Here is a 22825-nt window from a genome sequence, read left to right on the forward strand (position 1 = left end):
GGTGTGATACTACCTAACGTGGGTGGTTTATATACCGACGCAGGGGCGCTCAGCGACCCATTCCGAACCGCCGGTGGCGCAACTCGGGCGTAATCTGGATGCGGGAGATGTCCTGTCCGGTCCGGTACCAGACGAACGCCGCCCTGGTGAACAGTTCCCGGCACTCGATGCGGACTTCCCGGGGGTTGCCCTCCGTCCGCTCGTGGATATCCTCGATTGCGGCCCGAGTGAACAGGTCCGGGGCCTGGCCCTCGTAGGGCTCGTCCCGGAAGTACGCCAGCGAGCGGGCGGTGTACTCGGCCACATCGTCCGGCGAGAACGGGTCGATGCCCTCGTAGTACCGCAGCCGGGAGTCCAGCGTCCCGCGAATCTCGGCAACGCGGCGCTTCCCTTCCGGTGTCCCGGTGAGGAACAGCCGAACGCCGGCGTCGCCGGCCACCTGCAGCGGCGACAGCAGGTCCGCCTCCAGCACCTCGATTTCGTCGACGACCAGCAACAGTGTCCTGTCGTCCTCGCGCACGCGACGGACGATTTCGTGGACGGCGTCTTTCGCCTCCGCGGTCGCCCACGGAATCCCGTCCCGGACCTGCGAGTAGTTGCGCTGGTCGATGGAGTACCCCGCCGCGTAGGCGGCGGTCAGCACCGTCTGGTACAGTTTCCGGGGCGTCGTCTCGCGCGGATTGTCCAGATGCGTGATGACAAACCCCTCGTGTTTCGAGAGGTCCCGAAGGACGATTTCGCGGAACGCCGTCTTCCCGGTCCCATAGGGACTCACCAGCCCGATGTGCTGGTCCTGGAGGAGCCACGACGTGACCTGATTCAGCATTTCGGTGTCGTGACGAACGTAGAGCGGCTCGGGCATGTGGTCCAGCCCGGCCTCCTCGGTGAACGGGAGGTCCGTCACGGTCTCGGCCGTGCCGCCCAGCGCCTCGCCGAAGGCCAGCAGGCGCTGTTCGACCTCTTTCAGCTGGTCCAGCAGGACGCCGGCGGTAGCGCTCTCGGCGCGCTCCGCCTCCTCAGACCGGAGCGACTCGAGCCGGTCCATCACCTCAGAGACGGACTGTCCCGAACCGCTGGTCTTCGGTTGCTCTGTGTCGTCTACCACGGCTATCTCTCTCAGCCTTGCTGGTCCGGCGCGTTATATGTTACGCCCCGAATTTTGGGGAAGATACCGCGGTCAAAACGGCAGCGGGAACGGAACCGAGCCGTAGGCATACCCTTCCATGCCACTCTCGGGCCGGGCGCGGAACACGACGGTCGGCGAGTAGCCCACGTCGGGCTGTTCGCCGTACACCCGCCGCCAGTCGTCGTCCGGGAAGGAACTGCAGTCGACGACGAGGACGGCCCCCGGGTGGGCCGCCAACTGGTCGCGGGTCTTCGCGTCGCCGGAGGCTTTCACCGCGGCGACGGCCGTGTCGACCTGTCGCCGGGACGGCGGCCGCGGCCGGGTGACCTCGACGAGCGTGTCCTCGACTCGGAAGTCGACGGAGTGGCCCGAGTCCAGTTCGACCTCGGGTCTGATGTCGTTGCCCGCGTCGACGAGCAGCTTGGCGACGTTGAACTCGCCCATCGTCGCCCGCATCCGCGAGAGGTCAAAGCCCTCGCTGGTCCCGAGTTTGCTCGCCATCGTGTAGCGGTAGTCGTCGAGTTCGCCGGTCGCGAGGAAGTCATCGTAGAATGCCAGCCCGTCCGCCCGGTCGGCGTCCGGGAAGCCGCCGGCGTGGTCTCGGAAGAACGTCCGTGTCGACTCGCGGCCGTCCTTCGACAGAAACACAGGGAGGAAGAAGTGCGCCAGCGCCTCGTACTCGGTGAGCCACGGGTCTTCCACCTCTAGCTGTGCGAACAGTTCACGCTGGACCCACTCGCTGATGGCGTCGGGGACCTCGTCGAACGTGTATTTCTCTGTCCGCCACAGCGTCTCCGGCGTCTCCGTGTTTCCGACCCAGTAGGCGCGCTGACCGTTCCAGCAAAACAGCGCCAGATCACCGTTGTCCATCTCCAGTCGGCGCGCGGCCCACCCTTCCGGCGGGGCGAACCACGGGCCGTTCATCGCCGCACCGAAAGTGTTCTGCAGCGGTGTCAGCAGGTCGTTCCGGACCCGATTTTCGCTCCATCGCTCGTTCGACTGTCGCAGACGTAAGGGACCAGCCACACGGTCGTGTAGACGGTCAGTGGTCTTGGGCGTTCCGCCCTGCCGAAACGCCGCCGCTCGGACTGCTTGATACCTCTACCGCCCGTGTGGGACGGTTTCTGGCACCACCGTTACATTGATAGTCACTAGCAGCCAAGTTTCACTGTGGTAACCTATGTCGATGGGAGCGTACGACGACGACGAACACGAACGCCGTGAACGCAAGAACAGCGAGGTCGACCTGTCGGAAGACGACGACCGCAGTACATACCACGGGAGCGTCGATTACGACGGTGACGAGTCGACAGAAGAGTTGCTCGACCAGTTCAAGCAGATCAACTCCGACTGACTGCGGCCGTTCTCGACCGATAGCGCAATAGTCCGACAGAGACGGCCGTCACGGCTGTGACGGCTAGCACGTGGCCGACCAGCGCCGCGAGCAGCACCGGCTGATCAAGCACGAATGGCACGAGCACGAGCTGGAGAACGCCAAAGCCCCAAATCTCTAAGTCGGCCCGCATGAACACCCGCGCTGTCTCGGGGTCGAACCGGTAGCGAGCCGACCGCCACAGGCCTGTGACGCTGGCCCACCACCCGGTCCCGATGCGGTAACTCACATCCCAGAGGATGAGCAGCGTCAGATACACGACCAGTACCGGCGGCTCCGACCCGAACAGCCGGTTCAGCAGCGGCATCGAACTGACCTGCGGGTCGAACACGAACAGATGGGTGAGCAATGCGATGTACGCAAGGACGGACAACACGACTTCGACGTTCGAGGCGAACAGCAGCGCACGGTAGGTCGGTGGCACGTCGATACGCCGGATGAGCGTGCTGATCCGGAGCATTTCTGCGCTTCCGATGGTGGCGACGAACACGACGACCGTTCCAGCGATTGCGGCGCTCCAGACCTCGTAGTACCACGACAGGGCGATGATGGCAACCTCGAAGACGAGGAGCTGAATCGCCATCGCTGCCCACGTCGGGAGGCGAATCCCCGGCAGCGCGCCGATGATGCTCTCATACACCCACGTTTCGCCGTACTCGGGGCGGGCGCTGTCGCCGCTCATCTACCAGCACCACCCGTGGCCGCGGCCGCCCGTGCCGCGTCTCGACTCCGCGACTCGCTGAGGGCTAGCCTGACCGCATCCGCGAACGATGTCGGGTCCACGGCGAACTGTGCCTGTGCAGCCTCGGTGTCTGCGACCACCGGCGTTTTCAGCCCGTGGATGAGCGGGCGGGCGACGCTCGATGGCACGTCGGTCATGAGGGCGACCCAGTACGCTGATAGTTTCGGCGTCAACACCGGTATCGGAACGATTGTCGGCGCACCGGTCCCCATGAGTCGGCCCGTCTGTTCCAGAATCTCAGCGTATGTCAGCACCTCCGGCCCGCCGATTTCATAGGTTTCACCCGCCGTTTCCGGCTTGTCGAGCACGTCGACCAGGTACGAGACGACGTCGTCGATAGCGATGGGGTGGCAGTCCGTCCGTACCCAGCGCGGTGTCAGCATCACGGGCAGTCGCGTCGTTAGCTCGCGTATCATCCGGAAGCTCGCCGAACCCGCGCCGATGATGATGGCCGCCCGGAACGTCGTCAGGTCGTATTCGCCGTCCCGGAGAATGAACTCGACCTCCCGGCGCGACCGGAGGTGTTTCGACAGCGTCTCGTCGTCCTCTCCGAGGCCGCCGAGGTAGACGACGCGGTTGACGCCGGCTTCGTCGGCTGCCCGACGGAAGTTCCGTGCCGCCCGTCGGTCTCGCTCGGCGTAGTCGCTCCCGGCACGCATCGAATGGATCAAATAGTACGCGACATCGACGCCGTCGAGGCCGGCATCGAAACTGCCTGCGTTGAGCAGGTCACCTGTCACCACGTCAACGCCGTCTGGTGGAGTGTACTCGCTCGGGTCGCGAACGAGCGCGCGGACGCTGTGACCGGCCGCGAGGAGCGCCGGGACGAGATGGCTCCCGACAAACCCCGTTGCACCGGTCACGAGCACATGCATACCCTTCCTGCAGGACGGGACGAGGTTAAAACCGTGGCCTGTTCGGTTGCCGTCGTGTCAGACTGCCTTCGATTCAGGACTGCCGAACGAGCGGCTCGTACCAGTCGCGGTTGTCCCGATACCAGTCGATGAACTTCTCGACGCCCTCCCGGATGGTGTGGTCCGGGTCGTAGCCCAGCAGTTCCTCGGCACGGTCGGTCGCGGCGTGGGTGTGTTCGGCGTCGGCGTCGTGGCGTTCTTCATAGACTAGCTCGAGGTCCGGGTCGATCTGGTCGCGGATCTCCGTCGCGAGCGTCTTGATCTCGATGTTGTCCGTCGACCCGATGTTCACGGCCTTACCGTCGGCGGCGTCTTCGTGTAGCAGCGTCATGTTCGCGTCGATGACATCCTCGATATAGGTGAAATCACGCGTTTGCGTGCCGTCACCGTAGATGACCGGCGGTTCGCCGTTGTGACACCGCGAGACGAAGTTCGAGATTGCCATGTTCGGGCGCATCCGCGGGCCGTAGACGGTGAAATAGCGGAGGGCAACGGTGGGGAGGTCGTACACTTCGCTGTAGGCACAGGCGTAGCGCTCGGCGGCGAGCTTCGACGCGCCGTAGGGCGAGACCGGTGTCGTCGGATGCTCCTCGTCGTAGGGCAGGTACTGCGGCTTCCCGTAGACGGAGGAAGAAGAGGCCATCACGAACCGTTCGATGCCTTCGTCGCGGCAGGCGTCGAGGAGGTTCAGCGTGCCGTCGACGTTGACCTCGTCGTACTTTCGGGGGTTCTGCACGCTCGGGCGGACGCCGGCCTGTGCGGCCTGATGGTAGACGTAGTCGGCGTCGGCGACGAGGTCCCTCACCAGCTCCGCGTCACGCACGTCGCCCTCGATGAACTCGTAGCTTCCGCCGCTGTTCCGGGCGGCTTCCCGCCCCGCTTCGACGTTATGCTGCTTGATATCCAGATCGTAAAACGGGTCGCGGTTGTCAAGTACGACCACGTCGTGGCTGTCGGCGGCGAACCGCTCTGCTAGATGACCACCGATGAACCCGGCACCGCCTGTGACCAGTATTTGCATTATCCGGATGCTGTCCATCGGACGACAAAAGTATGTCGAGAGTTAACCACACTGAACTGTCCGAAGGAGCCAGCTACCTTAAAGTGTATACAGTACATAAAAACTGGACAGTGGCCTCCAGAGCCTGCGATGGGTGCGATACGAACGTTTCGATAGCTGGCGGCATCGCCAACATCTGGTCGCAGGAGTCCAGACCGACCGAGGGCATCGTCCTCGAACTCGCCGATGACACAGAGCATTTCCTCTGTTATGACTGCATCGACCGGCTACCGGACGATCAAGAAGTGACTGCGGCAGATGTGGCCGCTCTCTCTGCACAGACTGACGACTGATCGTTAGTTCTTGTCTGGATTACTGCGAACCGGCGCTGTCGCTTTTCGAGTAGTTCGATAAGAACAAGTGTCAGATGTGGTCGCCCGAAGGCGACCGAAAATCTGCCTTAGTTGCGGACGACGTTCGTCGCGCGGGGGCCCTTGTCGGCCTGTTCGATGTCAAATTCGATCTCCTCGCCTTCTTCGAGGTCAGGGCCGCCAACGTCTTCCATGTGGAAGAAAACGTCATCGTCCGCGTCCTCAGTCGAGATGAAACCGTAACCGCCTGTGTCGTTGAAGAAATCAACCTTACCGTTTGCCATTGCAAATATACGTACAGGGGGTATATGTATAAGAGTTCCGAGAGTACCAGTACCACGACCGTGTGCCTGTGAACACGACCCACGCTCTCATCTCGGGTAACTGCTGACGCACACTCGGCGACAGGAAAGGTTTAGGCCGCCTCGTCCGTTCCCTTCTCGCGTGTACCCCGCGCGGATCACCGACGAGTTCCCGGCCCCGTCGTACCGGGGCAACCAGAAACAGGCCCTGGCTGATATCCGCGCGGCCTTCGAGCGCGGCAAGGACGTTGTGCTCGTCCGCGCGCCGACCGGCAGCGGGAAATCGCTCCTCGCCCGGGCTATCGCCGGGTGTGCCCGGACCGCTGGCGAAGCTGCCGCCGAGCAGGTCATCGACGCCTACTACACCACACCACAGGTCTCGCAACTGGACGATGTGGCCGAAGATGCCCTGCTGGAGGACCTCTGTGTCATCCGCGGGAAGAACAACTACGACTGTATCCTCCCCGGCGAGACGGACACGCCGGTGAACCAGGCTCCATGCGTGCGCGAACGGAAGTTCGACTGCCAGGTCAAACACCGCTGTCCGTACTTTTCGGACCGCGCTATCGCCTCAAACCGCCGAATCGCCGCGATGACGCTCGCCTATTTCATGCAGACTGCCGGTAGCGACGTGTTCGGGAAACGCGACGTGGTTGTCATCGACGAAGCTCACGGCCTCGGCGAGTGGGCGGAGATGTACGCCACTATCGACCTCTCGCCGGGGACCATCCCGATGTGGAACGATATCGACGTGCCCGAAATTGACGGGCTGGACGAGGCTGTCGCGTTCACGGAGCGCGTCGAACACCTCGCCGAGCGCCGCGTGAAGGAACTACGAAAGAAGGCGGAACTCACCGGCGAGGAGGTGGCCGAGCGCGACTCGCTGAACACGCTCCGGCAGGACCTCGGGTGGTTCCGCGAGGACTACACGGACGCCGAGAGCGCGACGACGTGGGTCGTCGATCAGGCCGACGGCGAGAACGCTCCGGTGACTATCAAGCCGATGAACCCAGAGCGGTACCTCAAACATACCGTCTGGGAGCGTGGCAATCGCTTCGCCTTGCTGTCGGCGACCATCCTCAACAAGGAGGCGTTCTGCGCCAACGTCGGTCTCGACCCCGAGAACGTCGCGCTCGTGGAGGTCGGCCACACCTTCCCCGTCGAGAACCGGCCGCTGTACGATGTGACACAGGGGAAAATGACATACGAGTACCGCGACGACACGCTACCGGACATCGCCCGGACCATCGTTCGTATCATGGCTCAGCACACGGACGAGAAGGGGCTGGTCCACTGCCACTCCTACGCTATCCAGGAGCAACTGAACGAACTCTTAGACGATTTCGGCGTCGGCGCGCGCGTCCGCACCCACGACAAGGATGGCCGGGACGGGGCGCTCGCGGCCTGGAAGCGAAGCGACAACCCCGACGTATTCCTCTCGGTGAAGATGGAGGAGGCCCTGGACTTGGAGGGGGACCTCTGTCGCTGGCAGGTGCTGTGCAAGGCCCCGTACCCGAACACGCGGGACTCCCGCGTCGCCCGACGGCTCGAAGACGACCAATGGGGCTGGTACTACCGGACCGCGCTGCGGACGGTCATCCAGGCCTGTGGCCGCGTCGTCCGCGCGCCCGACGACTACGGCGCGACCTACCTCGCGGACTCGTCGCTACTGGACCTGTTTGACCGCGCCGAACACGACATGCCCGACTGGTTCCGTGCACAGGTCGACCGGCTCTCCCGGCCCGACCTGCCGCGGTTCGCGCCGGACCGGGCGCTGTCGGCGGTCAGTTCGGGCACGAAACGCCGGCACAATCGCTCACGGTCTCGGTCTGGGGACGAAAATCACCCGCTTTCGGACGTGTGGGACTAAAAGAAGGCGAAGGCTAATCCGTAAACCACTGACGACCCGACCATCAGGCCGACCAGAATGATGGCGATAATCTGCTGTCTATCCATACCTCTCCTTGACCGCTGGCGCAATTAGGCGTTACGACCGCCCGTTCGACGCGCCCCGTTACGGACGACCTACTCTACCCGAGCGTCGACAACGACGTGGGCGACGCCCTCGCTGTACTCCTTGACGCGCCGGGTGTCCAGTACCTCGACCGCCCGGTCGGCCTCGGCGGCGGCTGCCTCCAGGCGCTCTATTGGGCGGTCGAACACGAGCGCGTCCGGCGTCGCCTCGTGCATGTGGAGGACGCCGCCGGGCGCGAGCGCATCGAGCGCGCTGCCGAGGTACTCGTGTGCTTCGTAGTAGCCCATCACCACGCGGTCGGCGCGCCCCTCCTCGGCGAAGCCCGGAATGACCTCCCGACAATCAGCCCGATACGGGTGAACCCGCTCGTCTACGTCGTTTAGCATGACGTTCTCGACCAGAAAGCGAAACGCCGTGGGATTGCGCTCGACGGCGGTGACGTTCGCGCCGGCGCGGGCCATCGGGAGGGTGAAGTAGCCGATGCCGGCGAACATATCCAGCACGCGCTCATCTGCCGCAACGACATCGCCCATCCGTGCCCGCTCGGCCTTGTTGCCGGGTGAGAACATCACTTCGGCAAGGTCCATCGCGTACCGGGTCCCGTGTTCGGTGTGGATCGTCTCGGTATCTCCGTCACCGGCGATGACCTCGACGCTGGGTTCGCGGTGCTCGCCGGAGATGCCGTGGCGGGCCAGCACCGTCTCTGCCTCGCCGTGGAGCGCCAGTAGCGCCTCGCCGACCTCGGACGGCCGGGGACTGTCGCCGATGTCAACCAGCACGACGGAGCCCAGTACGGCCCAGGAACCGGGTGCGGCGGCGATTTCTGCGTCGGTCCAGCCGCGCTCCCGAAGGTGGTCATCGAGCGTTCGGAGGCGGCGTTCGCCGACTTGGCGGACGACCTCCCGGAACTGCGTCTCCTGTGGCGGTGCCGTCACCGGAACGGCAACGCTGTCGGCGGTCCACTCGGTGATGCTTCTGGTGTCGTCGTAGACGCCCTCGGCCTGCAGGGACTTGATAGCGGCCTGCGAGCGTGGTTTGGCGACGACGGCGGCGAGCCGCTGGTCGCCATGCCCTCCCGCGTCGTCACTCATCGGCGTCCGTCTCGGCCGGGAGGACGTGCAACCCGGCGTGGCTTTTCAGCACCGGCACTTCGTCGGCGTCGGTGTCGAGGTAATCCGGTCGCGGGACGGTCTTGCTCTCGAAGGTTTCGGGGTCGAGGACCTGCACGGCCCGCTCGTCCTCGACAGCGACGAGCGTGGTCGTCTGGGCATCATCGCGGAACCCCAGCCGCTGAGCGTCTGGTGTCTCACCCTCTTCGAAACTCGCCTCGTAGTCCTCGCCGGTCGCCAGCCGGACCCCCTTGAGGTTCCCCTGGACCGACCGGACCAGCACCGGCCCGTCGCCGTCCTCCGGGTCGATAATTTCGCCCTGTCGGTAGCGGGGCAGGCGGACGGCGTAGGTCATCCGATACAGCTCTTGGCCGTCCTCGTCCTCGGAGATGAGACGCCGCGAGTCGGAGTAGGAACCGCCCAGCTGTGACGTGATGCGCTTGGCGATGCCAAGCCCCATCTGGTTCGTCGATATCTTCATGTCCAGCCCGTCGTCGACGGACTTGGTCTCGGTGATGAAGGCGTTGCGGTCGCCGGTCTCCTCGCGGGCGGCGATGTACTCCTGAGCTATCTCTTCGGCCCGCTCCCGCTCCTCGTCGGTCGGGTCGCGCCCGCTGGCCCGCACCTGAACGATGCTGGCGAAGGAGCCGCCGGCGATTTTCCCGCAGCGCTTGCACGTCTGCCGGGAGATACGGACGGGGACGGTGACCTCCTCAGTGACCGGCGTCCCGCGGATGACGCCGGAGAACTCGGCGTGCATTCGGATGTTGTTCTTGTCGAGTTGCTCGGGAGCGACCTGCCAGGCGACCGACTGGGCGTCGACGTGAATTCCCAGGGCCTCGCTGACCTGTTCGACGGCGATGTCGGTGTAGTCCTCCGCGCCGATGTCGACCCAGCGGTTCCCCTTGTGGACCGCGCCACACCGCGAACAGACCCGCACCTGAATGGTGTCAGGGGCGTCCACCAGGTCGAACTCCTCGAAGTAGCAGGCGTCACAGAGGACGTGCTCGGAGTTGCGCTGGCCGCCGGCACCCGAAAGCTCCGGGCGCTCGTCGGTGCCCTCCGGTATCTCGTCACCGCAGCGTGGACAGAACTCTCCCGACCGGCTCATTACCGGTCCTACTGTACTGAACCGCTTAAGCCGTGTGTTCCGCCATCGAGATGACGCCGCTGGCAGGCCCGATACCGCCCTCGCCTACTCACCCGTGAGTGTCGGCGCGGTAACGTCGGCGTCGGCGGCCTCACGCCATTCGTGTTCGGGCACCCAGTCCAACAGCCCCTGTGCTTTCGCGGTCGAGAGCGCCGACTGGTCGCCGTCGAGCTTGCACTCCGCGGGAAGCTCGCCCCACTGCTCCTCCACGAGGTCGGCCGTTGGCCGTCCGACGTAGTTCTCGGCGGCGGCGACGTTGAACGCTTCGTGCCCGCCGATGTCGGCATCGAGCGCCGCCGCGACGGCCGTCGCTACGTCACGGACATCGACGTAGGACCAGCAGTTACCCGCACCGTCGGCGAGGTCGCCTGCGGCCACGTCCCGGCAGTTGTACTCGCCGGGGTACTGAATCCACGACGGCCGTATCGAGGCCACGTCCACGTCGTCGCGCCGGACGACCATCTTTGCGATCTCTTCGCCGGCGACCTTCGACGTGCCGTACGGGTCCTCCGGCGCGGTCGGATGTGATTCATCTATCGGGAGATACGCCGGCAGCGGCGTCTCGTCGGCGAAGGCCAGCCCGTAGGCGCTTTCGGAGGACGCCCAGACGACATCTGCGCCGGCGCGACCTGCGGCGTCGATGACGTTGTACGTCGCCGAGACGTTAGTGTCGAACACCCGCGTGCCCGCGTGCCGCTCCGGCGCTGGCAACGCAGCCCAGTGGACGACGGCGTCCGGATCGACCTCGCTGAAGAGGTCCCGAACTTCCACCCCCTCGGTCACGTCGACAGCTTTGAAATCTATGCGCTCTCGCGTCGGAATCTCCCAGCCGGGGTGGTCTAGGTCCACGCAGACGACGTGGTACTCGCCGGCGAGGTGGTCGCAGATCCAGCGCCCGGAGCGCCCGCGCCCGCCAGTGACGGCGACTGTGTCGGTCATGTATCCGATTGTTGCCCGGAGAGTAAATGTGTGTGGACAGCTGCCCCGTTGACGGTCCACTGGCCCGTGCCGTGTGGCGCTTTCCCACGATAGCGAGGTTTTAGAGTGTCGACCGTCTATCAGTGGGTATGGAGTGGCAAACAGACTGGGGGCTCCGTGGCCGGATGGCTCTGACGATGTTCCTGCTGTTCGCGCTGTACATCGTCTTCCTTGGAGCGCTCACGCTGTATTTCAGCAATCTCGCCCTTATCGTGGTCGTCATGGGACTGTTCCTCGGCGCGCAGTTCTTCTTCAGCGACAAGCTCGCCCTGTATTCGATGGGAGCCCGGACGGTCGAACCGGAGGAGTATCCGGAACTCCACCGGACCGTCGACCGCCTGGCCCAGCAGGCCGACCTCCCGAAGCCGAAGGTCGCCGTCGCCGACTCTCGGGTGCCCAACGCCTTCGCCACCGGCCGGTCGAAGAGTAGCTCGGCCGTCTGCGTGACGACGGGCATCATGAATACGCTGGACCAGGACGAACTGGAGGGCGTCATCGCGCACGAACTGGCCCACATCAAGAACCGCGACGTGATGGTGATGACCATCGCCTCGTTCCTCTCGACGATTGCCTTCCTCATCGTCCGATGGGGCTGGCTGTTCAGCGGCGGCCGCGAACGCGGCGGCCAGCAGGTCCCGGTTATTGTCGCCATACTCATCTCGCTGGTCGTCTGGGTCGTTTCCTTCCTCTTGATCCGGACGCTCAGCCGCTACCGCGAGTACGCCGCTGACCGCGGCGGCGCGATGATTACCGGCAAGCCTGCCGCCCTTGCGAACGCACTGATGAAAATCGATGGTCGGATGGACAAGGTGCCAAAGGAGGATATGCGCGATCAGGCCGAAATGAACGCGTTTTTCATCATCCCGATTGACGTCGGGTGGATCGGCCGTCTGGCCAGCACTCACCCCTCGACGGAGAAACGCATCGACCGCCTGCAGGACCTCGAACGCGAACTCGAAAGTCGGTAATTTCCGCTGGCTGTCTGGCTGTTCGAATACGCGTCACCGAACACAGACACCGACTGGTCGAGACGCAAACCACCTTGGTCTCCGGCCCGTAGGGGCTCGCATATGGGACTGCTCGACGGACTCAAGAGCGTCCTCGGGGTGAAAGCCGAGGCCGACGCGACGCGGGACGCCGACCCGGACGACCTGTTCGGGATGAGTACCGCCTACATCACGATGGAAGCCGACTTGGGGTACGAGTCGACCGGCGAGGCAGCGCTATGTTTCGCCGACGTGGATAGCACGGACTTTCAGGATGCCGTCGACGAGGTCGAATCCATCCTCGACGCCGGAATGGTCGAGACGGGCACGCGGGCGACGTTTGAGACCGACGACCACGGCTACCAGTGGGTTGTGCTCCACGACAACGACTTCGAGGATTTGCTCACGTCGATCCACTTCGCAGCGGACACGCTCGTCGAGCGGCGCTACGGGTCGCGCCTGCTCGCGGCGCTGTTCGCGTTCGAACACACGCGTGACGACCAGACCGTCTACTGGGTGTACTCCTTCCGCCGGGGCGCGTACTACCCGTTTGCTCCGGACCCTCACAACAGCCACGAGCGCAACACGTCCGCGGAGTTCAAACTGGACAGCAACCTCAGCGACGAGATCACTGTCGAGGGCGACAAGGAGTATTGGTATCCACTGTGGCCCGACCGTCCCGGCTACCACCCCTGGGAGTAAGACGGCTCGCTCTTTCCCTTTCACATCTAAAACTCCCGATTCCATTCCGTATTATCCCGCTGCCGTCCTACACTTTCACTTTCACTCTGGTGTTAACGAGGCTTTATACCCACGGACGCACAAGCCACGTCTATGTCCGCAAGTGAGGACCTCGAAGAGCTGCCGGGTGTCGGTCCGGCGACAGCAGAGAAACTCGAAGACAACGGCTACGACTCCTACCAGGGAATTGCGGTTGCCTCTCCCGGCGAACTGTCGAACACGGCCGACATCGGCGAATCGTCGGCAGCCGATATCATCCAGGCAGCTCGTGAAGCGGCCGATATCGGTGGTTTCGAGACTGGATCGACGGTACTCGAACGCCGCGAACAGATCGGGAAGCTCTCCTGGGGCGTCGACGAGGTCGACGACCTGCTCGGCGGCGGCGTCGAGACCCAGTCCATCACCGAGGTGTACGGCGAGTTCGGGGCCGGTAAGTCTCAGGTAACGCACCAGCTCGCCGTCAACGTCCAGCTCCCCGCCGAACACGGCGGGCTGGAGGGAAGCGCCATTTTCGTCGACTCCGAGGACACGTTCCGCCCCGAGCGTATCGAACAGATGGTCAAGGGCCTCGATGACGAGGTTCTGGCCGACACGCTGGTCCTCCACGGCGTCGTTGAGGAAGCAGACGACGCTGACCCCACCGACGACGACCAGCTCGACGCCCTCGTCTCTTCCGTGCTGGAGAAGATTCACGTCGCGAAGGCGTTCAACTCCAACCACCAGATCCTTCTCGCCGAGAAGGCACAGGAAATCGCCAGCGAGAGTCAGGACGAGGAGTTCCCCGTCCGCCTGCTCGCCGTCGACTCGCTGACTGCTCACTTCCGCGCCGAGTACGTCGGGCGTGGCGAACTCGCCGACCGGCAGCAGAAGCTCAACAAGCACCTCCACGACCTGATGCGCGTCGGTGACCTCAACAACACTGCTGTCGTCGTCACGAACCAGGTCGCCTCGAACCCGGACTCCTTTTTCGGCGATCCGACCCAGCCCATCGGTGGCAACATCCTCGGCCACACTTCCACGTTCCGGATGTACCTCCGCAAGTCCAAGGGGAACAAGCGCATCGTCAAGCTCGTCGACGCGCCGAACCTCCCGGACGGCGAGGGTGTCATGCGCGTCGAAGAGGACGGCCTGCTGAACGAGTAGTCCAGATCCGGCAGTCACGGCTCGCCGACTCGATCGACTGCAGAGCGTTTTCTCCAGCGGCCTTTGACACCTCCGACAGCTTTTTCCCGGACTAGTATGTGGACTGGTCCCGCGACTCGAACCCCTTCGTTTCATCTCGAACCGACTCCCGTCTGGCGTCTTGCGGCTGTCAGACGCACCGTGGTGAATGTGAAACTTCAACACCCTAACCGCAGGACGGCGATACATCTCCTGTTGAAACAGGGGGGTCGTAGCCGGGAATCAGCAGACGGCTGTCCGGTCGTCGATGTTTGCAGAGGGTACACCGTCGACTGGAGATTTCAGTGCCCGCTCCTCGGTGGTCGGACGATGTGGAAATCAGGTGCGCAGCGTCAAATCAGTCGCACGTCTGCCCGTGCGTCGGCGCTCCACCGCCTCGCCGTCAGTCCCCGGCAGATTTCATGCCGGTGTCTTCGAGGTCCGCACCGCCGACCGACGAGCGTAGAGCGTCCATCCCGTCGTCGCGGTCGATGCCGAAGTTGTCCCGGTACAGGTCCTGCACGCGGTCGTACTCCTCGTCGCTGAGCGGCGGCGTGTCAGGCGCACCGGCCCACTCGTCGATGTCGGCGTTTGTCCGGAACGTTGGGGTGACCGACGCCACCTCGTCGTTGTACAGGAGCCACTGGATGGCGGCCTGTCCCATTGTCCGCTCGCCGTCCCGCTCTAGGAAGCGGATTTCCTCGACTTTCTCCCAGCCGGTCTCGTACCACTCGCTGGGTCGGTGCGAGCGGTGGTCGCCCTTGCCGAGTTCCGTCTCGGGGGTCACCTGCTCGTTCAGCAGGCCCGAGGAGTGCGGGACACGAGCGAGTACCGACGTATCGGCGTTCTGCTCGCGGATAGTGTCGATGAAGTGCTGGCCGGGAGTCTGCTCGAAGAGGTTGAAGACGGTCTGGAGCGCGTCGAACTCGTTTGCGACCGCGGCGTCGCCCTCGGCGAGCCAGCCGATGGAGGGGCCAAGCGCCCAGCCGATGGCCTCGACTTTGCCTTCCTCGCGGAGTTCGTCCAGCGCTTCCAGTACGTCCTCGTCGACCTCGTCGACGTTGGCGTTGTGAAGCATCAGGAGTTCGACGTGGTCCATGCCGAGGCGGTCGAGCGAGCGGTCGACGGCGGTGTGGACCCACTCGGGCGTAATCTTCTTCGGGAGTTCGCCGTGGCCTGCCTGTGGGTTGTTGTAGAAGTCGTAGCCGATTTTCGTCGAGACCGTCACCTCGTCGCGGTGTTCCGCCAGCGCTTCGCCGATTATCTCCTCGCTGTCGCCGTGGCCGTACACGTCGCCGGTGTCGAAGAAGGTCACGTCCTCTTCGAGCGCGTGCTGGACCATCTCGACGGCGTCCTCGCGGGTGCGGTCGCCCCACCAGTCCGTCCCGACGACCCAGGCACCGAACCCGACTTCCGAGACCTCGACGCCGGAGTTTCCGAGTGTCGCGTATTCCATACCCGACGTAGCGGCGCTGTCCACTTAGCCGTCTTGGTTTGCCGTGTCGGACCGCGTTCGAACCCGGAGCTGTGGGGTCGCAATGTCGTCAAGCAACTCGACCGCGCCGTACTCGCGGTGGACCCACCAGTACAGCGCGGCCCCGCCAACGCCGAGCAGTGGAATGGCGATGAGTCCCCCTTCGGGACCGAACCCGCCGCCGGTCACGAGCGCGGGGCCGGTTGCGGTCGTCGAGAGCATGGCGACGCCCATCCGGAGGCCGCTGACTGGGAAGCCAAGCAGTGCCAGCGTGTAGTTCCAGGCGACGTGGAAGCCGCTGGCGACTCCGAGCCGCCCGGTCAGGACGTAACACGCACCGAGCAGGAAGCCGTAGAGAGTAATGTTGGCCACACTGAGCAGCGACGCGCTGGGGTTTGTCCAGTGGAGGACACCGAACAGTGCGCCCGTCAGCCCTGTCGCCGCGATGATCGCGCCTCGCTTACCGACCCACCCGGCGAGCCCCTCAGCCGTGTTTGTCAGGAGATATCCACGGACGAGCACCTCCTCGGCAGTTGCTTGGACGAGGAAGAACGCCCCCAGAAGGATGACGGCGACCGGTGGCCCGAACGCAGTCAGCGGAAGCGGTCCGCTGTCGACGGTTGCGAGGGCGACGCTGACCTCGGCGAACCCGACGGCCACCTCGACGAGGAGGACGAGCGTGGGCAGCCCCGCCCCGAGCGCGAGGCCGAACGCCGCGTCGCGCCACCACTGCCCGTCGAACCCTAGGCCGTAGTCCCGGAGTGTCCGCCGGTCGAGCAGATAGCCGATTACAACAGCGATGCCGGTTCCGGCAGCGAAGAGCGCAATCTGGCGCGTGACTGCGACCGCCGGCGTCATGCGCACTACCGACGACACCACCGCGACCACCCCTGAGAGGAGTACGAGGCCGAATCCGGCGAGAAACAGCCACACCGTCACCCGCCACGGCGCTCGCAGCCGGCGCTCGGCGGGATTGACAATGTAGCGCCGTATCTCCATGATGAAATCCGACCTGACCATGCCGTCGTCTGGGACGGCGTTGTCTTAACTGTGGCTTGCTCGCTGTGCCACTTGGTGTCGTGACACGGATGTTACTGGGTAGGTTTCACGTAACGGAAACCCCTATCTGCCCGCGAAGCCACGTACTCGACATGACGAAGCGTCACGTGTCGCTGCCACCGCTCGCCGAAGAGGGGCTCAGGGCGTTCATCGACGAGGTCGACGAACGCCTCTCTGGTGACGAGGACACCTGCGACGTTGTCACTGACGTGCTCATCGACCTCCACGGCGACCGAGAGGCCTACGAGCGCTGGCAGGACGGCGCGGATATCTCCCCGGCCGAGCGGGTCCGGCTCCAAGGGTATGACCCCTGTAACACGACCCTCGAGAGCGAGTACTACGCGGAAAAAGACGAGGAACGGTTCAAACGCTCGAAGCACCTCCAGTGGCTCTGGCGGCAGTTCGACGCGACGCCGATGGCGGACAACGTTGAGTTCGCGCTCCGGTTCCGGCGGATGCTCGCCGACCACCTCTTTGAGTCCTGTGGTGAGGGCTGTCGATTTTTCAAGGGTATCTCCTTTACCTACGGCCACAACATCGAGATCGGCGACAACGTCGTTGTCCATGACGACGTTCATCTGGATGACCGTGGGAAGCTCACTATCGGCGACCGCGTCTCCATCTCCGATGACACCCACGTCTACAGCCACGACCACGACGCCGTCGACCAGACCCACGTCGACAACTACCACACCATCATCGAAGACGACGTGCGCCTGACCTACGACTCGATGGTCCGGGCCGGCGTGAAGGTCGGGGAAAACGCCATCCTTGCAGCAAAGTCTATCGCCGGGAAGGACATCCCCGCCCACCACATCGCTGCCGGCACGCCGGCGAAATCCCTGACAGTCAAGGACGGCTGGGAGTCCGTTGCGGAGCCAATCGAAGGGGCGAACGTCGACCGCCGTGCCGAGCGGCAGTTGTCGTACGACCTCCCCGACGACCTCGACAAGTTCGACGAGTTCCAGCGGACTCTCTCGCCGCCGGACCGAGAGTAGGTGTCAGCACGCGCCGTCATCCCTTTTGTTACACCCGACGACGGTTACGTATGCGCAGCGTCGCCATCAACGTCGGAGCTAACACGAACGAACCCGGCTTCCGAGGACCGCTGTTTCCCGACGGCTCCTTCGAATACGTCCCGATTCCCGAGTCGGAGCCGACCAGCGAGCCAGTGCCGACTTACGCCGACCTCGACCTGGGGACTGACGTCTCCGCGGTGGCCGACCGGCCGGTCCACTTCGACCCGGAGTTCCCCGAGGCCGGCGGCGAGCGCTACACCTACGGCGACGAACACGGCGTGAAGGCCGGCCCGCTCTCGGGGCTGTCGGCCGGCGATTACCTCTTTTTTTACGCGACGCTCTCGACCGTCGGCGACGCGCCGGCCTGGGCTCCGCCAGAATGGGGCGCGTATGTCATCGGCCACTTCCGCCTCGTCCGCGACGCGGTGACCGGCGACGAGTACCGCGACCTCTCGCCCGAGGACCGGGCCCAGTTCGCCTCGAACGCCCACGTGAAACGGGACCCGTTCGACGCTCGCGTTCTCATCCGCGGCAATGCCGCCGAGTCACAACTGTACAACACAGTGGTCCCGCTGTCGGCCCCGAGCGGCGGCACCGACGCGAACGAACTGGTCACCGAACTGTCGTCCGACTCGGGGAAGGGGCCGTGGTGGCGACGGCCGATGCGGTTCGACGAGGCCGGCACGGAGCGACTGCTCGAACTGGCCGATAGCAACCCCAGCGCTATCGAACGCTGACGCAGCCGAATGAGTTATCACCGGTGAAAATAGAATGTGAAAGCATATGTCCAGACGGACTCAGATAGCTGATATGCGTCTCTCTAGTGGGGTCCCCGGATTCGATGAACTCATTGAGGGGGGCTTACTTCCGAACCGTCTCTACGTGGTCAGCGGCCCGCCGGGCAGCGGGAAGACAACGTTTTGCTCACAGTTCATTACACAGGGCGTCAAGGAGGGTGAGACGTGCCTGTACGTGACGATGCACGAAACCAAGTCGGAGTTGATGCAGGACATGGCCGGCTACGACTTCGGTTTCGACCGGGCCATGCAATCTGACGCCATCCAGTTCCTCAACCTCGTCACCGAGAGCGGGAAACGAACTATCACGCAGTTCGGCAGCGAAGGCGGTCTGACGAACCGACTCGTCGCCTATATCAGACAGAACGATATCCAGCGGGTCGTTATCGACTCGACGATGCTGTTGCAGCACTTTATGAACGACGTCGAGGACGAGATCACGGGCTTTCTCTCCGCGCTGAAACAGACGGACGCGACGACGCTCCTTATCTCCGAGATGACCGACCCGTCCTCCTACAGTGACGAGCACTATCTCGCCCACGGCGTTGTTTTCTTCCACAACTTCCTCGAGAACGGGAGCATGACCCGCGGCGTTCAGGTTATCAAGATGCGGGGGACAGCTATCGACTGTGACATCCGTGAAATCTCCTTTTCTGACGCCGGACTTCGGGTCAACCCTGATCGGAAAGTGGAGACATGAGCCGCTACGAGCGCGAGTTCGGCACCGACTGGGACACTCTCGACAAGGACGAGGCCACCGACAGGGCCTACGCTATCGGCGTCGCCGAGCGCCTCGGGGAGTTCAATCGCGACGAACTCGAAGCCATCTACGCCGAGATGAACTCGGCGTACCACAAGAGCATGGTCGAACTCGCGTACGACGAAGGTCGCAACGAAGCGAAGGAAGCGGCGGAGGCGACCAGCGCCGACCGGGACGCCGTCTGGGCCGACCTGATCAACGGCGAGAAGACGTACATCGACGAGGCGGACGTGCCGACTGGCGGCCGCGATGGCCTGCCGTCGGCGCTCGATTCGTCGGAACTGCTGGACAGGCAGTCAATCGACAGCACTGACGCCGTCGACAAACCGGACTTTCTCGACCGATAGCCGTTCTATGGTGCGCGCGGCGACTGTCCGAATAGTGCTGCCGCTCGCCTGTGTAAAACCGAAGGAGACGGAAAATCCGTCCAGAGCTGGGGATGACTGCAGGCCGTTCCAGGCCGTTAGAAGGAGACCTGGTCCGGTCCGTCTTCGCCCATGCAGATCGGGTCGCGGTCGGAGTAGCCCTTCCGGCCGATGGCCTTGCTCGACACACCCGAGAACGCTGCGAACTCAGCGTCTTCCGCGCTTTCGAAGGTTTCTGGGGCCGATCGGCTGAGTGCGTCGCCCAGCCGTTCGGTGCCGTTTGGCAGTTCCAGTTCCATGTCGCCGTCGCTCTCGATGATTTCCTCCGCGGAAATCGGGTAGTCGTACGATTGGAAGGCGTCCGTCGCGTTGCTTAGCATTCGCATATCTACCGAAAGTTCATGGTTCCTAATAAACCTTCACTATAGATAATCATAATATCCCTTAATGCGTATAAGGAACCCACGTTTCGTGTGGTCACGACACATGGTCTAATCAGAAGCGGCTTGCTGTTGGGAGGTGTGGACGTGGTATGGTCGTCGCTGACTTGCACGTACACACGACTCGCTCCGACGGGACGCTCACGCTCGATTCGGTCCCGGCCGCCGCGAGACAAGCGGGTGTCGAGGTTGTCGCCGTTACGGACCACGACCGCCTCCAGCCTGCTCTCGACGGTCCCGTCACCGAACGGGACGGTGTGACGCTGCTCCACGGTATCGAACTCCGCGTCGAAAGCGAGATACAGCGACTGGACCTGCTGGGCTACGGTGTCGACCCGACCGACGAACTCCGGGTCGAGTGTGCGCGCATCCAGCGGAACCGCCGCGAGCGCGGCGCGCGCATCATCGAGTGTGTCGAGGACCGCCTGGGCGTCTCGCTCCCCGTCGAGCCGCGTGACGGCCTCGGTCGTCCCCACATCGCCAGCGCTATCGCCGAGGTGTCGGACCACACCTTTCAGTCCGCGTTCGACGACCTCATCGGCGATGACTGCCCCTGTTATGTCGCCCGGGAGGTCCCGTCGTTCGAGCGCGGCTGTGCGTTGCTCTCGGACGCGTGCGGGCTGGTCGGCCTCGCGCACCCGTTCCGCTACCGGGACACTGCGGCCGCGCTGTCCACGTGTGCGTCGCTCGATGCCGTCGAACGGTGGTATCCGTACGGCCGAGCGGTCGACAACGGTCTCGTCGACGACGCCATCGAGCGGCACGGACTGATTCCGACCGGCGGCAGCGACGCCCACGGAGAGACACTGGGCGACACTGGTCTGGGCGCGGCCGCCTGGGACCGGGTCGAAACAGCCCTCGGTGTCTGACAACCGGCAGACGGAACCCGAGGGTTCAATGTCGTGCGGGACTACTATTCGAGTATGCAGTGTCACTACTGCGACCGTGAAGCCGACATCGCCGTCGAGAACGACGGCGTCAAGGTCGGTGTCTGCAAGACGCACTTCCGTGAACAGATGGCGGAGCTGGAAGACGCCGACTGGCTCGAAGACCTCGACGAGGAACTCGACATCGACCGACGCGAGTGACCGACGCTCCGTTTTGCTGCTTCTGCTGTGTCCCCCGCGTCTCCGCTGTGACCCACTCTGACTAACCGTTAAGGACTGTCCCCCGTACATGGCAACTATGGAGAAAGTCAGTATCGACGCCGTCGAATCGCGGATGGGGCCGGCGTCGGTCAAGCGGGCGCTCGCTGGTCCACTTGGCACCGACAATATCGCGTTGAATCACTACGAACTGGCACCCGGCGAATCCTTCGGCTTCGGCTACCACCGCCACCCGGAACAGGAGGAAGTATTTATCATCCAGTCGGGCACGGCGACGTTCGAAACGGAGGACGGTGATGTCCGCGTCGCAGCCGGAGAGGCGATCCGCTTTGCGCCCGGTGAGTGGCAACGCGGCCACAACGAGGGCGAGGAGCGTGTCGTCGCGCTTGCGCTCGGCGCACCACAGGAGATGGGCGATACGGATATGCTTCGACACTGCGAGGAGTGTGGCGGTCGCACGCACAACTACGTCGAGATGACGGCCGACCGGGACGCGCTCGTGACACGCTGTGCGGAATGTGACGCAGAAACCGGCCGGTTCTCGTAGCGCCACTGCGGCGAAGCCGGTCGGTTAGTCGTCGGCAGCGGTGGTAGCGCCGGTCACGTCACCCGCGTAACGCGCAGCGAACTCGGTGAAGTTGTCGAACAGCTGCTTGGCCTCGCAGGCGGCGCGATAGTTCGCCTCGGTGACGCCGTCCAGTACCGCTTCGATGCGCTCGTCGGCGAGCTGGTCGTCCTTGCCCTTCGTCACTGTCTCGGCCGTCTCGGGGTCGTACTCGGGGTGGAACTGCACCGAGAAGACGTTCTCCTTCCGGAACCCGTGAATGCCGTAGTCGTTCTCGGCGAACGTGGTCGCGCCCGGTGGCACCTCGGCGACGCGGTCCGAGTGCGTCGTAAAGACAGTGAACGACTCGTCGACGCCGGCGAGCAGTTCGTTCTCGCCGTCGTGGTCGACCGTCCGGTAGCCGATCTCGTACTCGTCCATCGGCTCGACGGTGCCGCCGAGCGCATGTGCGAGCAACTGGTGGCCGAAACAGACGCCCAGGAACGCGATGTTACGGTCGACTGCGTCCGTGACCCAGGATTCGAGTTCACGGATCCATGGTTCGTCCCAGTAGACGGACGCGCGGCTGCCCGTGACCAGACAGCCGTCGAACGCGAAGGTGTCGGGCAGTTCGCGCTCGGTCACGTCGTATTCCACGAGGTCGGCGTCGAGTTCCCGCCGAAAGTTCCGGCGGTTGTCGCCGCCGTCGTGGGCTGCGTTCAGCAGGGCGATTCGTGGCCTCATTACCAGTACGGAGCGGTTCGAATCGTAAAAACGTGCGTACCGACGGCAGTGATTGCCGCTCACAGTGACGGGACACCGGCGTGTCGAAGCGCCCGCTGGCACAGCGGCTATCAGGAGCAACTGACCACTCAGAATCGTCCCGCTACGGGGCGACGACTGCGATACGTGTTACGTCTGGTCCGCTTCCGGGTTGTTCGTCCGCCGATAGGAGCCGACCATCTTCCACAGCGTGTCGTTGAAGTCGTCGTTGTTGGCCTCGCTCTCGATCTGCCGGTACAGGTTTTCCGAGACTTCGATACGGGGCATCAAGCGTGTATAGAGAGCGGGAGTAAATAAATCTCCGCTGACACGGAATCGAGTAAAAGCTTCAACGCACCCCTCTAGGGGCCGTATAACCATTTGGCACCGAAAGAGACGAACCAGGCCATCCAGATGCAAAAGACGATCAGCCACGTCCCGTACTGGATCGTCGGGTCGGGAATCAGCACGTACGCCACGACAAGCAAAACGGCGATGCTTGCCGCGGCCGTGGCGTCCCAGCGGTCCAGTGCGGGCGGTTCGACCATCGG

The 22825-nt window shown here is 64.0% G+C and carries 28 protein-coding genes; 13 read left to right on the top strand and 15 right to left on the bottom strand.

Going from position 1 to position 22825, the window contains the following annotated elements; genetic code table 11:
• Window positions 1-49: 49 nt before the first annotated feature.
• Complete coding sequence (locus DVK01_RS06860; protein WP_101351380.1) at window positions 50-1045, bottom strand: ATP-binding protein; 996 nt, start codon at window positions 1043-1045, stop codon at window positions 50-52.
• Between the two features lie 132 nt (window positions 1046-1177).
• Window positions 1178-2152, bottom strand: coding sequence for a DUF5784 family protein (locus tag DVK01_RS06865; protein ID WP_101348957.1), 975 nt, complete (start codon window positions 2150-2152; stop codon window positions 1178-1180).
• Between the two features lie 154 nt (window positions 2153-2306).
• Between DVK01_RS06865 and DVK01_RS22135 the strand changes: the two genes are divergently transcribed.
• The gene (locus DVK01_RS22135; RefSeq protein ID WP_004516474.1) at window positions 2307-2480 is read left to right on the top strand and encodes a DUF5786 family protein; all 174 of its coding nucleotides are present in this window, start codon (window positions 2307-2309) and stop codon (window positions 2478-2480) included.
• Here the strand turns inward: DVK01_RS22135 and DVK01_RS06870 are convergent.
• The 3 genes from DVK01_RS06870 to DVK01_RS06880 form a co-directional block, all read right to left on the bottom strand.
• Window positions 2467-3201, bottom strand: a complete 735-nt coding sequence (locus DVK01_RS06870; RefSeq protein WP_121512054.1) for a hypothetical protein — start codon at window positions 3199-3201, stop codon at window positions 2467-2469. The two genes, DVK01_RS22135 and DVK01_RS06870, sit on opposite strands and share 14 nt — an antisense overlap.
• A complete protein-coding gene (locus tag DVK01_RS06875; RefSeq protein ID WP_121536073.1) occupies window positions 3198-4136 on the bottom strand; it encodes an NAD(P)H-binding protein in 939 nt (312 codons plus the stop codon). The genes DVK01_RS06870 and DVK01_RS06875 overlap by 4 nt, the downstream gene beginning before the upstream one ends.
• Window positions 4137-4209: 73 nt before the next feature.
• The gene (locus tag DVK01_RS06880; protein WP_101351381.1) at window positions 4210-5196 is read right to left on the bottom strand and encodes an SDR family oxidoreductase; all 987 of its coding nucleotides are present in this window, start codon (window positions 5194-5196) and stop codon (window positions 4210-4212) included.
• Between the two features lie 110 nt (window positions 5197-5306).
• Between DVK01_RS06880 and DVK01_RS06885 the strand changes: the two genes are divergently transcribed.
• Window positions 5307-5528 carry a hypothetical protein gene (locus tag DVK01_RS06885; protein WP_101348960.1) on the top strand — a complete coding sequence of 74 codons (222 nt, stop codon included), beginning with the start codon at window positions 5307-5309 and terminating at the stop codon, window positions 5526-5528.
• A 107-nt stretch (window positions 5529-5635) separates the two neighbouring features.
• Here DVK01_RS06885 and DVK01_RS06890 read toward each other — a convergent pair whose 3' ends face one another.
• Window positions 5636-5830, bottom strand: coding sequence for a cold-shock protein (locus tag DVK01_RS06890; RefSeq protein ID WP_004516469.1), 195 nt, complete (start codon window positions 5828-5830; stop codon window positions 5636-5638).
• Between the two features lie 160 nt (window positions 5831-5990).
• On the opposite strand from DVK01_RS06890, the gene DVK01_RS06895 reads away from it, so the two are divergent.
• Window positions 5991-7718 carry an ATP-dependent DNA helicase gene (locus tag DVK01_RS06895; protein WP_101348961.1) on the top strand — a complete coding sequence of 576 codons (1728 nt, stop codon included), beginning with the start codon at window positions 5991-5993 and terminating at the stop codon, window positions 7716-7718.
• A 155-nt stretch (window positions 7719-7873) separates the two neighbouring features.
• Here DVK01_RS06895 and DVK01_RS06900 read toward each other — a convergent pair whose 3' ends face one another.
• From DVK01_RS06900 to DVK01_RS06910, 3 genes are all read right to left on the bottom strand, one after another.
• Entirely contained in the window at window positions 7874-8914 is a 1041-nt protein-coding gene (locus DVK01_RS06900) for a class I SAM-dependent methyltransferase family protein (RefSeq protein WP_101348962.1), read from the bottom strand.
• Window positions 8907-10043, bottom strand: coding sequence for a 60S ribosomal export protein NMD3 (locus tag DVK01_RS06905; protein ID WP_121536076.1), 1137 nt, complete (start codon window positions 10041-10043; stop codon window positions 8907-8909). The genes DVK01_RS06900 and DVK01_RS06905 overlap by 8 nt, the downstream gene beginning before the upstream one ends.
• Window positions 10044-10127: 84 nt before the next feature.
• On the bottom strand, window positions 10128-11021 hold the full coding sequence (locus DVK01_RS06910) for an NAD(P)-dependent oxidoreductase (protein WP_101348964.1): 894 nt from the start codon (window positions 11019-11021) through the stop codon (window positions 10128-10130).
• Between the two features lie 128 nt (window positions 11022-11149).
• Between DVK01_RS06910 and htpX the strand changes: the two genes are divergently transcribed.
• From htpX to radA, 3 genes are all read left to right on the top strand, one after another.
• The gene (gene htpX / locus DVK01_RS06915; protein ID WP_101348965.1) at window positions 11150-12028 is read left to right on the top strand and encodes a zinc metalloprotease HtpX; all 879 of its coding nucleotides are present in this window, start codon (window positions 11150-11152) and stop codon (window positions 12026-12028) included.
• A 102-nt stretch (window positions 12029-12130) separates the two neighbouring features.
• On the top strand, window positions 12131-12748 hold the full coding sequence (locus DVK01_RS06920) for a hypothetical protein (protein WP_101348966.1): 618 nt from the start codon (window positions 12131-12133) through the stop codon (window positions 12746-12748).
• 132 nt (window positions 12749-12880) lie between these two features.
• Window positions 12881-13930, top strand: coding sequence for a DNA repair and recombination protein RadA (gene radA / locus DVK01_RS06925; protein ID WP_101348967.1), 1050 nt, complete (start codon window positions 12881-12883; stop codon window positions 13928-13930).
• A gap of 421 nt (window positions 13931-14351) precedes the next feature.
• Here radA and DVK01_RS06930 read toward each other — a convergent pair whose 3' ends face one another.
• Together DVK01_RS06930 and DVK01_RS06935 are read right to left on the bottom strand one after the other, a co-directional pair.
• The gene (locus tag DVK01_RS06930; protein ID WP_101348968.1) at window positions 14352-15404 is read right to left on the bottom strand and encodes an aldo/keto reductase; all 1053 of its coding nucleotides are present in this window, start codon (window positions 15402-15404) and stop codon (window positions 14352-14354) included.
• Window positions 15405-15428: 24 nt separating this feature from the next.
• On the bottom strand, window positions 15429-16442 hold the full coding sequence (locus DVK01_RS06935; protein WP_101348969.1) for a CPBP family intramembrane glutamic endopeptidase: 1014 nt from the start codon (window positions 16440-16442) through the stop codon (window positions 15429-15431).
• A 131-nt stretch (window positions 16443-16573) separates the two neighbouring features.
• Here DVK01_RS06935 and DVK01_RS06940 point away from each other — a divergent pair, with 131 nt between their 5' ends.
• The 4 genes from DVK01_RS06940 to DVK01_RS06955 all read left to right on the top strand — a co-directional run bounded on the left by DVK01_RS06940 (window position 16574) and on the right by DVK01_RS06955 (window position 19404).
• Window positions 16574-17479, top strand: a complete 906-nt coding sequence (locus DVK01_RS06940; protein WP_101348970.1) for an acyltransferase — start codon at window positions 16574-16576, stop codon at window positions 17477-17479.
• Between the two features lie 50 nt (window positions 17480-17529).
• Window positions 17530-18237, top strand: a complete 708-nt coding sequence (locus tag DVK01_RS06945; RefSeq protein ID WP_121536079.1) for a hypothetical protein — start codon at window positions 17530-17532, stop codon at window positions 18235-18237.
• A gap of 73 nt (window positions 18238-18310) precedes the next feature.
• Window positions 18311-18997, top strand: coding sequence for an ATPase domain-containing protein (locus tag DVK01_RS06950; protein ID WP_053966959.1), 687 nt, complete (start codon window positions 18311-18313; stop codon window positions 18995-18997).
• On the top strand, window positions 18994-19404 hold the full coding sequence (locus tag DVK01_RS06955; RefSeq protein WP_101348972.1) for a hypothetical protein: 411 nt from the start codon (window positions 18994-18996) through the stop codon (window positions 19402-19404). The genes DVK01_RS06950 and DVK01_RS06955 overlap by 4 nt, the downstream gene beginning before the upstream one ends.
• Before the next feature lie 116 nt (window positions 19405-19520).
• On the opposite strand, the gene DVK01_RS06960 is transcribed toward DVK01_RS06955, so the two are convergent.
• Window positions 19521-19808, bottom strand: a complete 288-nt coding sequence (locus DVK01_RS06960) for a DUF2795 domain-containing protein (protein ID WP_080508797.1) — start codon at window positions 19806-19808, stop codon at window positions 19521-19523.
• Window positions 19809-19954: 146 nt separating this feature from the next.
• Here DVK01_RS06960 and DVK01_RS06965 point away from each other — a divergent pair, with 146 nt between their 5' ends.
• The 3 genes from DVK01_RS06965 (at window position 19955) to DVK01_RS06970 (ending at window position 21515) form a co-directional block, all read left to right on the top strand.
• Entirely contained in the window at window positions 19955-20731 is a 777-nt protein-coding gene (locus DVK01_RS06965) for a PHP domain-containing protein (protein WP_101348973.1), read from the top strand.
• A gap of 54 nt (window positions 20732-20785) precedes the next feature.
• Complete coding sequence (locus tag DVK01_RS22140; protein ID WP_004516452.1) at window positions 20786-20950, top strand: DUF6757 family protein; 165 nt, start codon at window positions 20786-20788, stop codon at window positions 20948-20950.
• 97 nt (window positions 20951-21047) lie between these two features.
• A complete protein-coding gene (locus DVK01_RS06970) occupies window positions 21048-21515 on the top strand; it encodes a cupin domain-containing protein (protein ID WP_101348974.1) in 468 nt (155 codons plus the stop codon).
• A gap of 24 nt (window positions 21516-21539) precedes the next feature.
• Here DVK01_RS06970 and DVK01_RS06975 read toward each other — a convergent pair whose 3' ends face one another.
• From DVK01_RS06975 to DVK01_RS06980, 3 genes are all read right to left on the bottom strand, one after another.
• Entirely contained in the window at window positions 21540-22256 is a 717-nt protein-coding gene (locus tag DVK01_RS06975; protein ID WP_101348975.1) for a type 1 glutamine amidotransferase, read from the bottom strand.
• A 168-nt stretch (window positions 22257-22424) separates the two neighbouring features.
• Window positions 22425-22562 carry a hypothetical protein gene (locus DVK01_RS22145; protein WP_004516449.1) on the bottom strand — a complete coding sequence of 46 codons (138 nt, stop codon included), beginning with the start codon at window positions 22560-22562 and terminating at the stop codon, window positions 22425-22427.
• A gap of 74 nt (window positions 22563-22636) precedes the next feature.
• Window positions 22637-22822: a hypothetical protein gene (locus DVK01_RS06980; RefSeq protein ID WP_101348976.1), complete on the bottom strand. Its 186-nt coding sequence runs from the start codon at window positions 22820-22822 to the stop codon at window positions 22637-22639.
• Window positions 22823-22825: the final 3 nt, after the last annotated feature.

It is taken from the genome of Haloarcula sp. Atlit-120R, from assembly GCF_003665885.1.
Lineage (GTDB): Archaea > Halobacteriota > Halobacteria > Halobacteriales > Haloarculaceae > Haloarcula > Haloarcula taiwanensis.

Bases quoted from the DNA above. Each gene is read 5' to 3' on its own strand.
- DVK01_RS06860 (WP_101351380.1), bottom strand. From the start codon at position 1,045: ATGGACCGGCTCGAGTCGCTCCGGTCTGAGGAGGCGGAGCGCGCCGAG.
- DVK01_RS22135 (WP_004516474.1), top strand. From the start codon at position 2,307: ATGTCGATGGGAGCGTACGACGACGACGAACACGAACGCCGTGAACGC.
- DVK01_RS06870 (WP_121512054.1), bottom strand. From the start codon at position 3,201: ATGAGCGGCGACAGCGCCCGCCCCGAGTACGGCGAAACGTGGGTGTAT.
- DVK01_RS06875 (WP_121536073.1), bottom strand. From the start codon at position 4,136: ATGCATGTGCTCGTGACCGGTGCAACGGGGTTTGTCGGGAGCCATCTC.
- DVK01_RS06880 (WP_101351381.1), bottom strand. From the start codon at position 5,196: ATGCAAATACTGGTCACAGGCGGTGCCGGGTTCATCGGTGGTCATCTA.
- DVK01_RS06890 (WP_004516469.1), bottom strand. From the start codon at position 5,830: ATGGCAAACGGTAAGGTTGATTTCTTCAACGACACAGGCGGTTACGGT.
- DVK01_RS06900 (WP_101348962.1), bottom strand. From the start codon at position 8,914: ATGAGTGACGACGCGGGAGGGCATGGCGACCAGCGGCTCGCCGCCGTC.
- DVK01_RS06905 (WP_121536076.1), bottom strand. From the start codon at position 10,043: ATGAGCCGGTCGGGAGAGTTCTGTCCACGCTGCGGTGACGAGATACCG.
- DVK01_RS06910 (WP_101348964.1), bottom strand. From the start codon at position 11,021: ATGACCGACACAGTCGCCGTCACTGGCGGGCGCGGGCGCTCCGGGCGC.
- htpX (WP_101348965.1), top strand. From the start codon at position 11,150: ATGGAGTGGCAAACAGACTGGGGGCTCCGTGGCCGGATGGCTCTGACG.
- DVK01_RS06920 (WP_101348966.1), top strand. From the start codon at position 12,131: ATGGGACTGCTCGACGGACTCAAGAGCGTCCTCGGGGTGAAAGCCGAG.
- radA (WP_101348967.1), top strand. From the start codon at position 12,881: ATGTCCGCAAGTGAGGACCTCGAAGAGCTGCCGGGTGTCGGTCCGGCG.
- DVK01_RS06930 (WP_101348968.1), bottom strand. From the start codon at position 15,404: ATGGAATACGCGACACTCGGAAACTCCGGCGTCGAGGTCTCGGAAGTC.
- DVK01_RS06935 (WP_101348969.1), bottom strand. From the start codon at position 16,442: ATGGTCAGGTCGGATTTCATCATGGAGATACGGCGCTACATTGTCAAT.
- DVK01_RS06940 (WP_101348970.1), top strand. From the start codon at position 16,574: ATGACGAAGCGTCACGTGTCGCTGCCACCGCTCGCCGAAGAGGGGCTC.
- DVK01_RS06945 (WP_121536079.1), top strand. From the start codon at position 17,530: ATGCGCAGCGTCGCCATCAACGTCGGAGCTAACACGAACGAACCCGGC.
- DVK01_RS06950 (WP_053966959.1), top strand. From the start codon at position 18,311: ATGCGTCTCTCTAGTGGGGTCCCCGGATTCGATGAACTCATTGAGGGG.
- DVK01_RS06955 (WP_101348972.1), top strand. From the start codon at position 18,994: ATGAGCCGCTACGAGCGCGAGTTCGGCACCGACTGGGACACTCTCGAC.
- DVK01_RS06960 (WP_080508797.1), bottom strand. From the start codon at position 19,808: ATGCGAATGCTAAGCAACGCGACGGACGCCTTCCAATCGTACGACTAC.
- DVK01_RS06965 (WP_101348973.1), top strand. From the start codon at position 19,955: ATGGTCGTCGCTGACTTGCACGTACACACGACTCGCTCCGACGGGACG.
- DVK01_RS22140 (WP_004516452.1), top strand. From the start codon at position 20,786: ATGCAGTGTCACTACTGCGACCGTGAAGCCGACATCGCCGTCGAGAAC.
- DVK01_RS06970 (WP_101348974.1), top strand. From the start codon at position 21,048: ATGGAGAAAGTCAGTATCGACGCCGTCGAATCGCGGATGGGGCCGGCG.
- DVK01_RS06975 (WP_101348975.1), bottom strand. From the start codon at position 22,256: ATGAGGCCACGAATCGCCCTGCTGAACGCAGCCCACGACGGCGGCGAC.
- DVK01_RS22145 (WP_004516449.1), bottom strand. From the start codon at position 22,562: ATGCCCCGTATCGAAGTCTCGGAAAACCTGTACCGGCAGATCGAGAGC.
- DVK01_RS06980 (WP_101348976.1), bottom strand. From the start codon at position 22,822: ATGGTCGAACCGCCCGCACTGGACCGCTGGGACGCCACGGCCGCGGCA.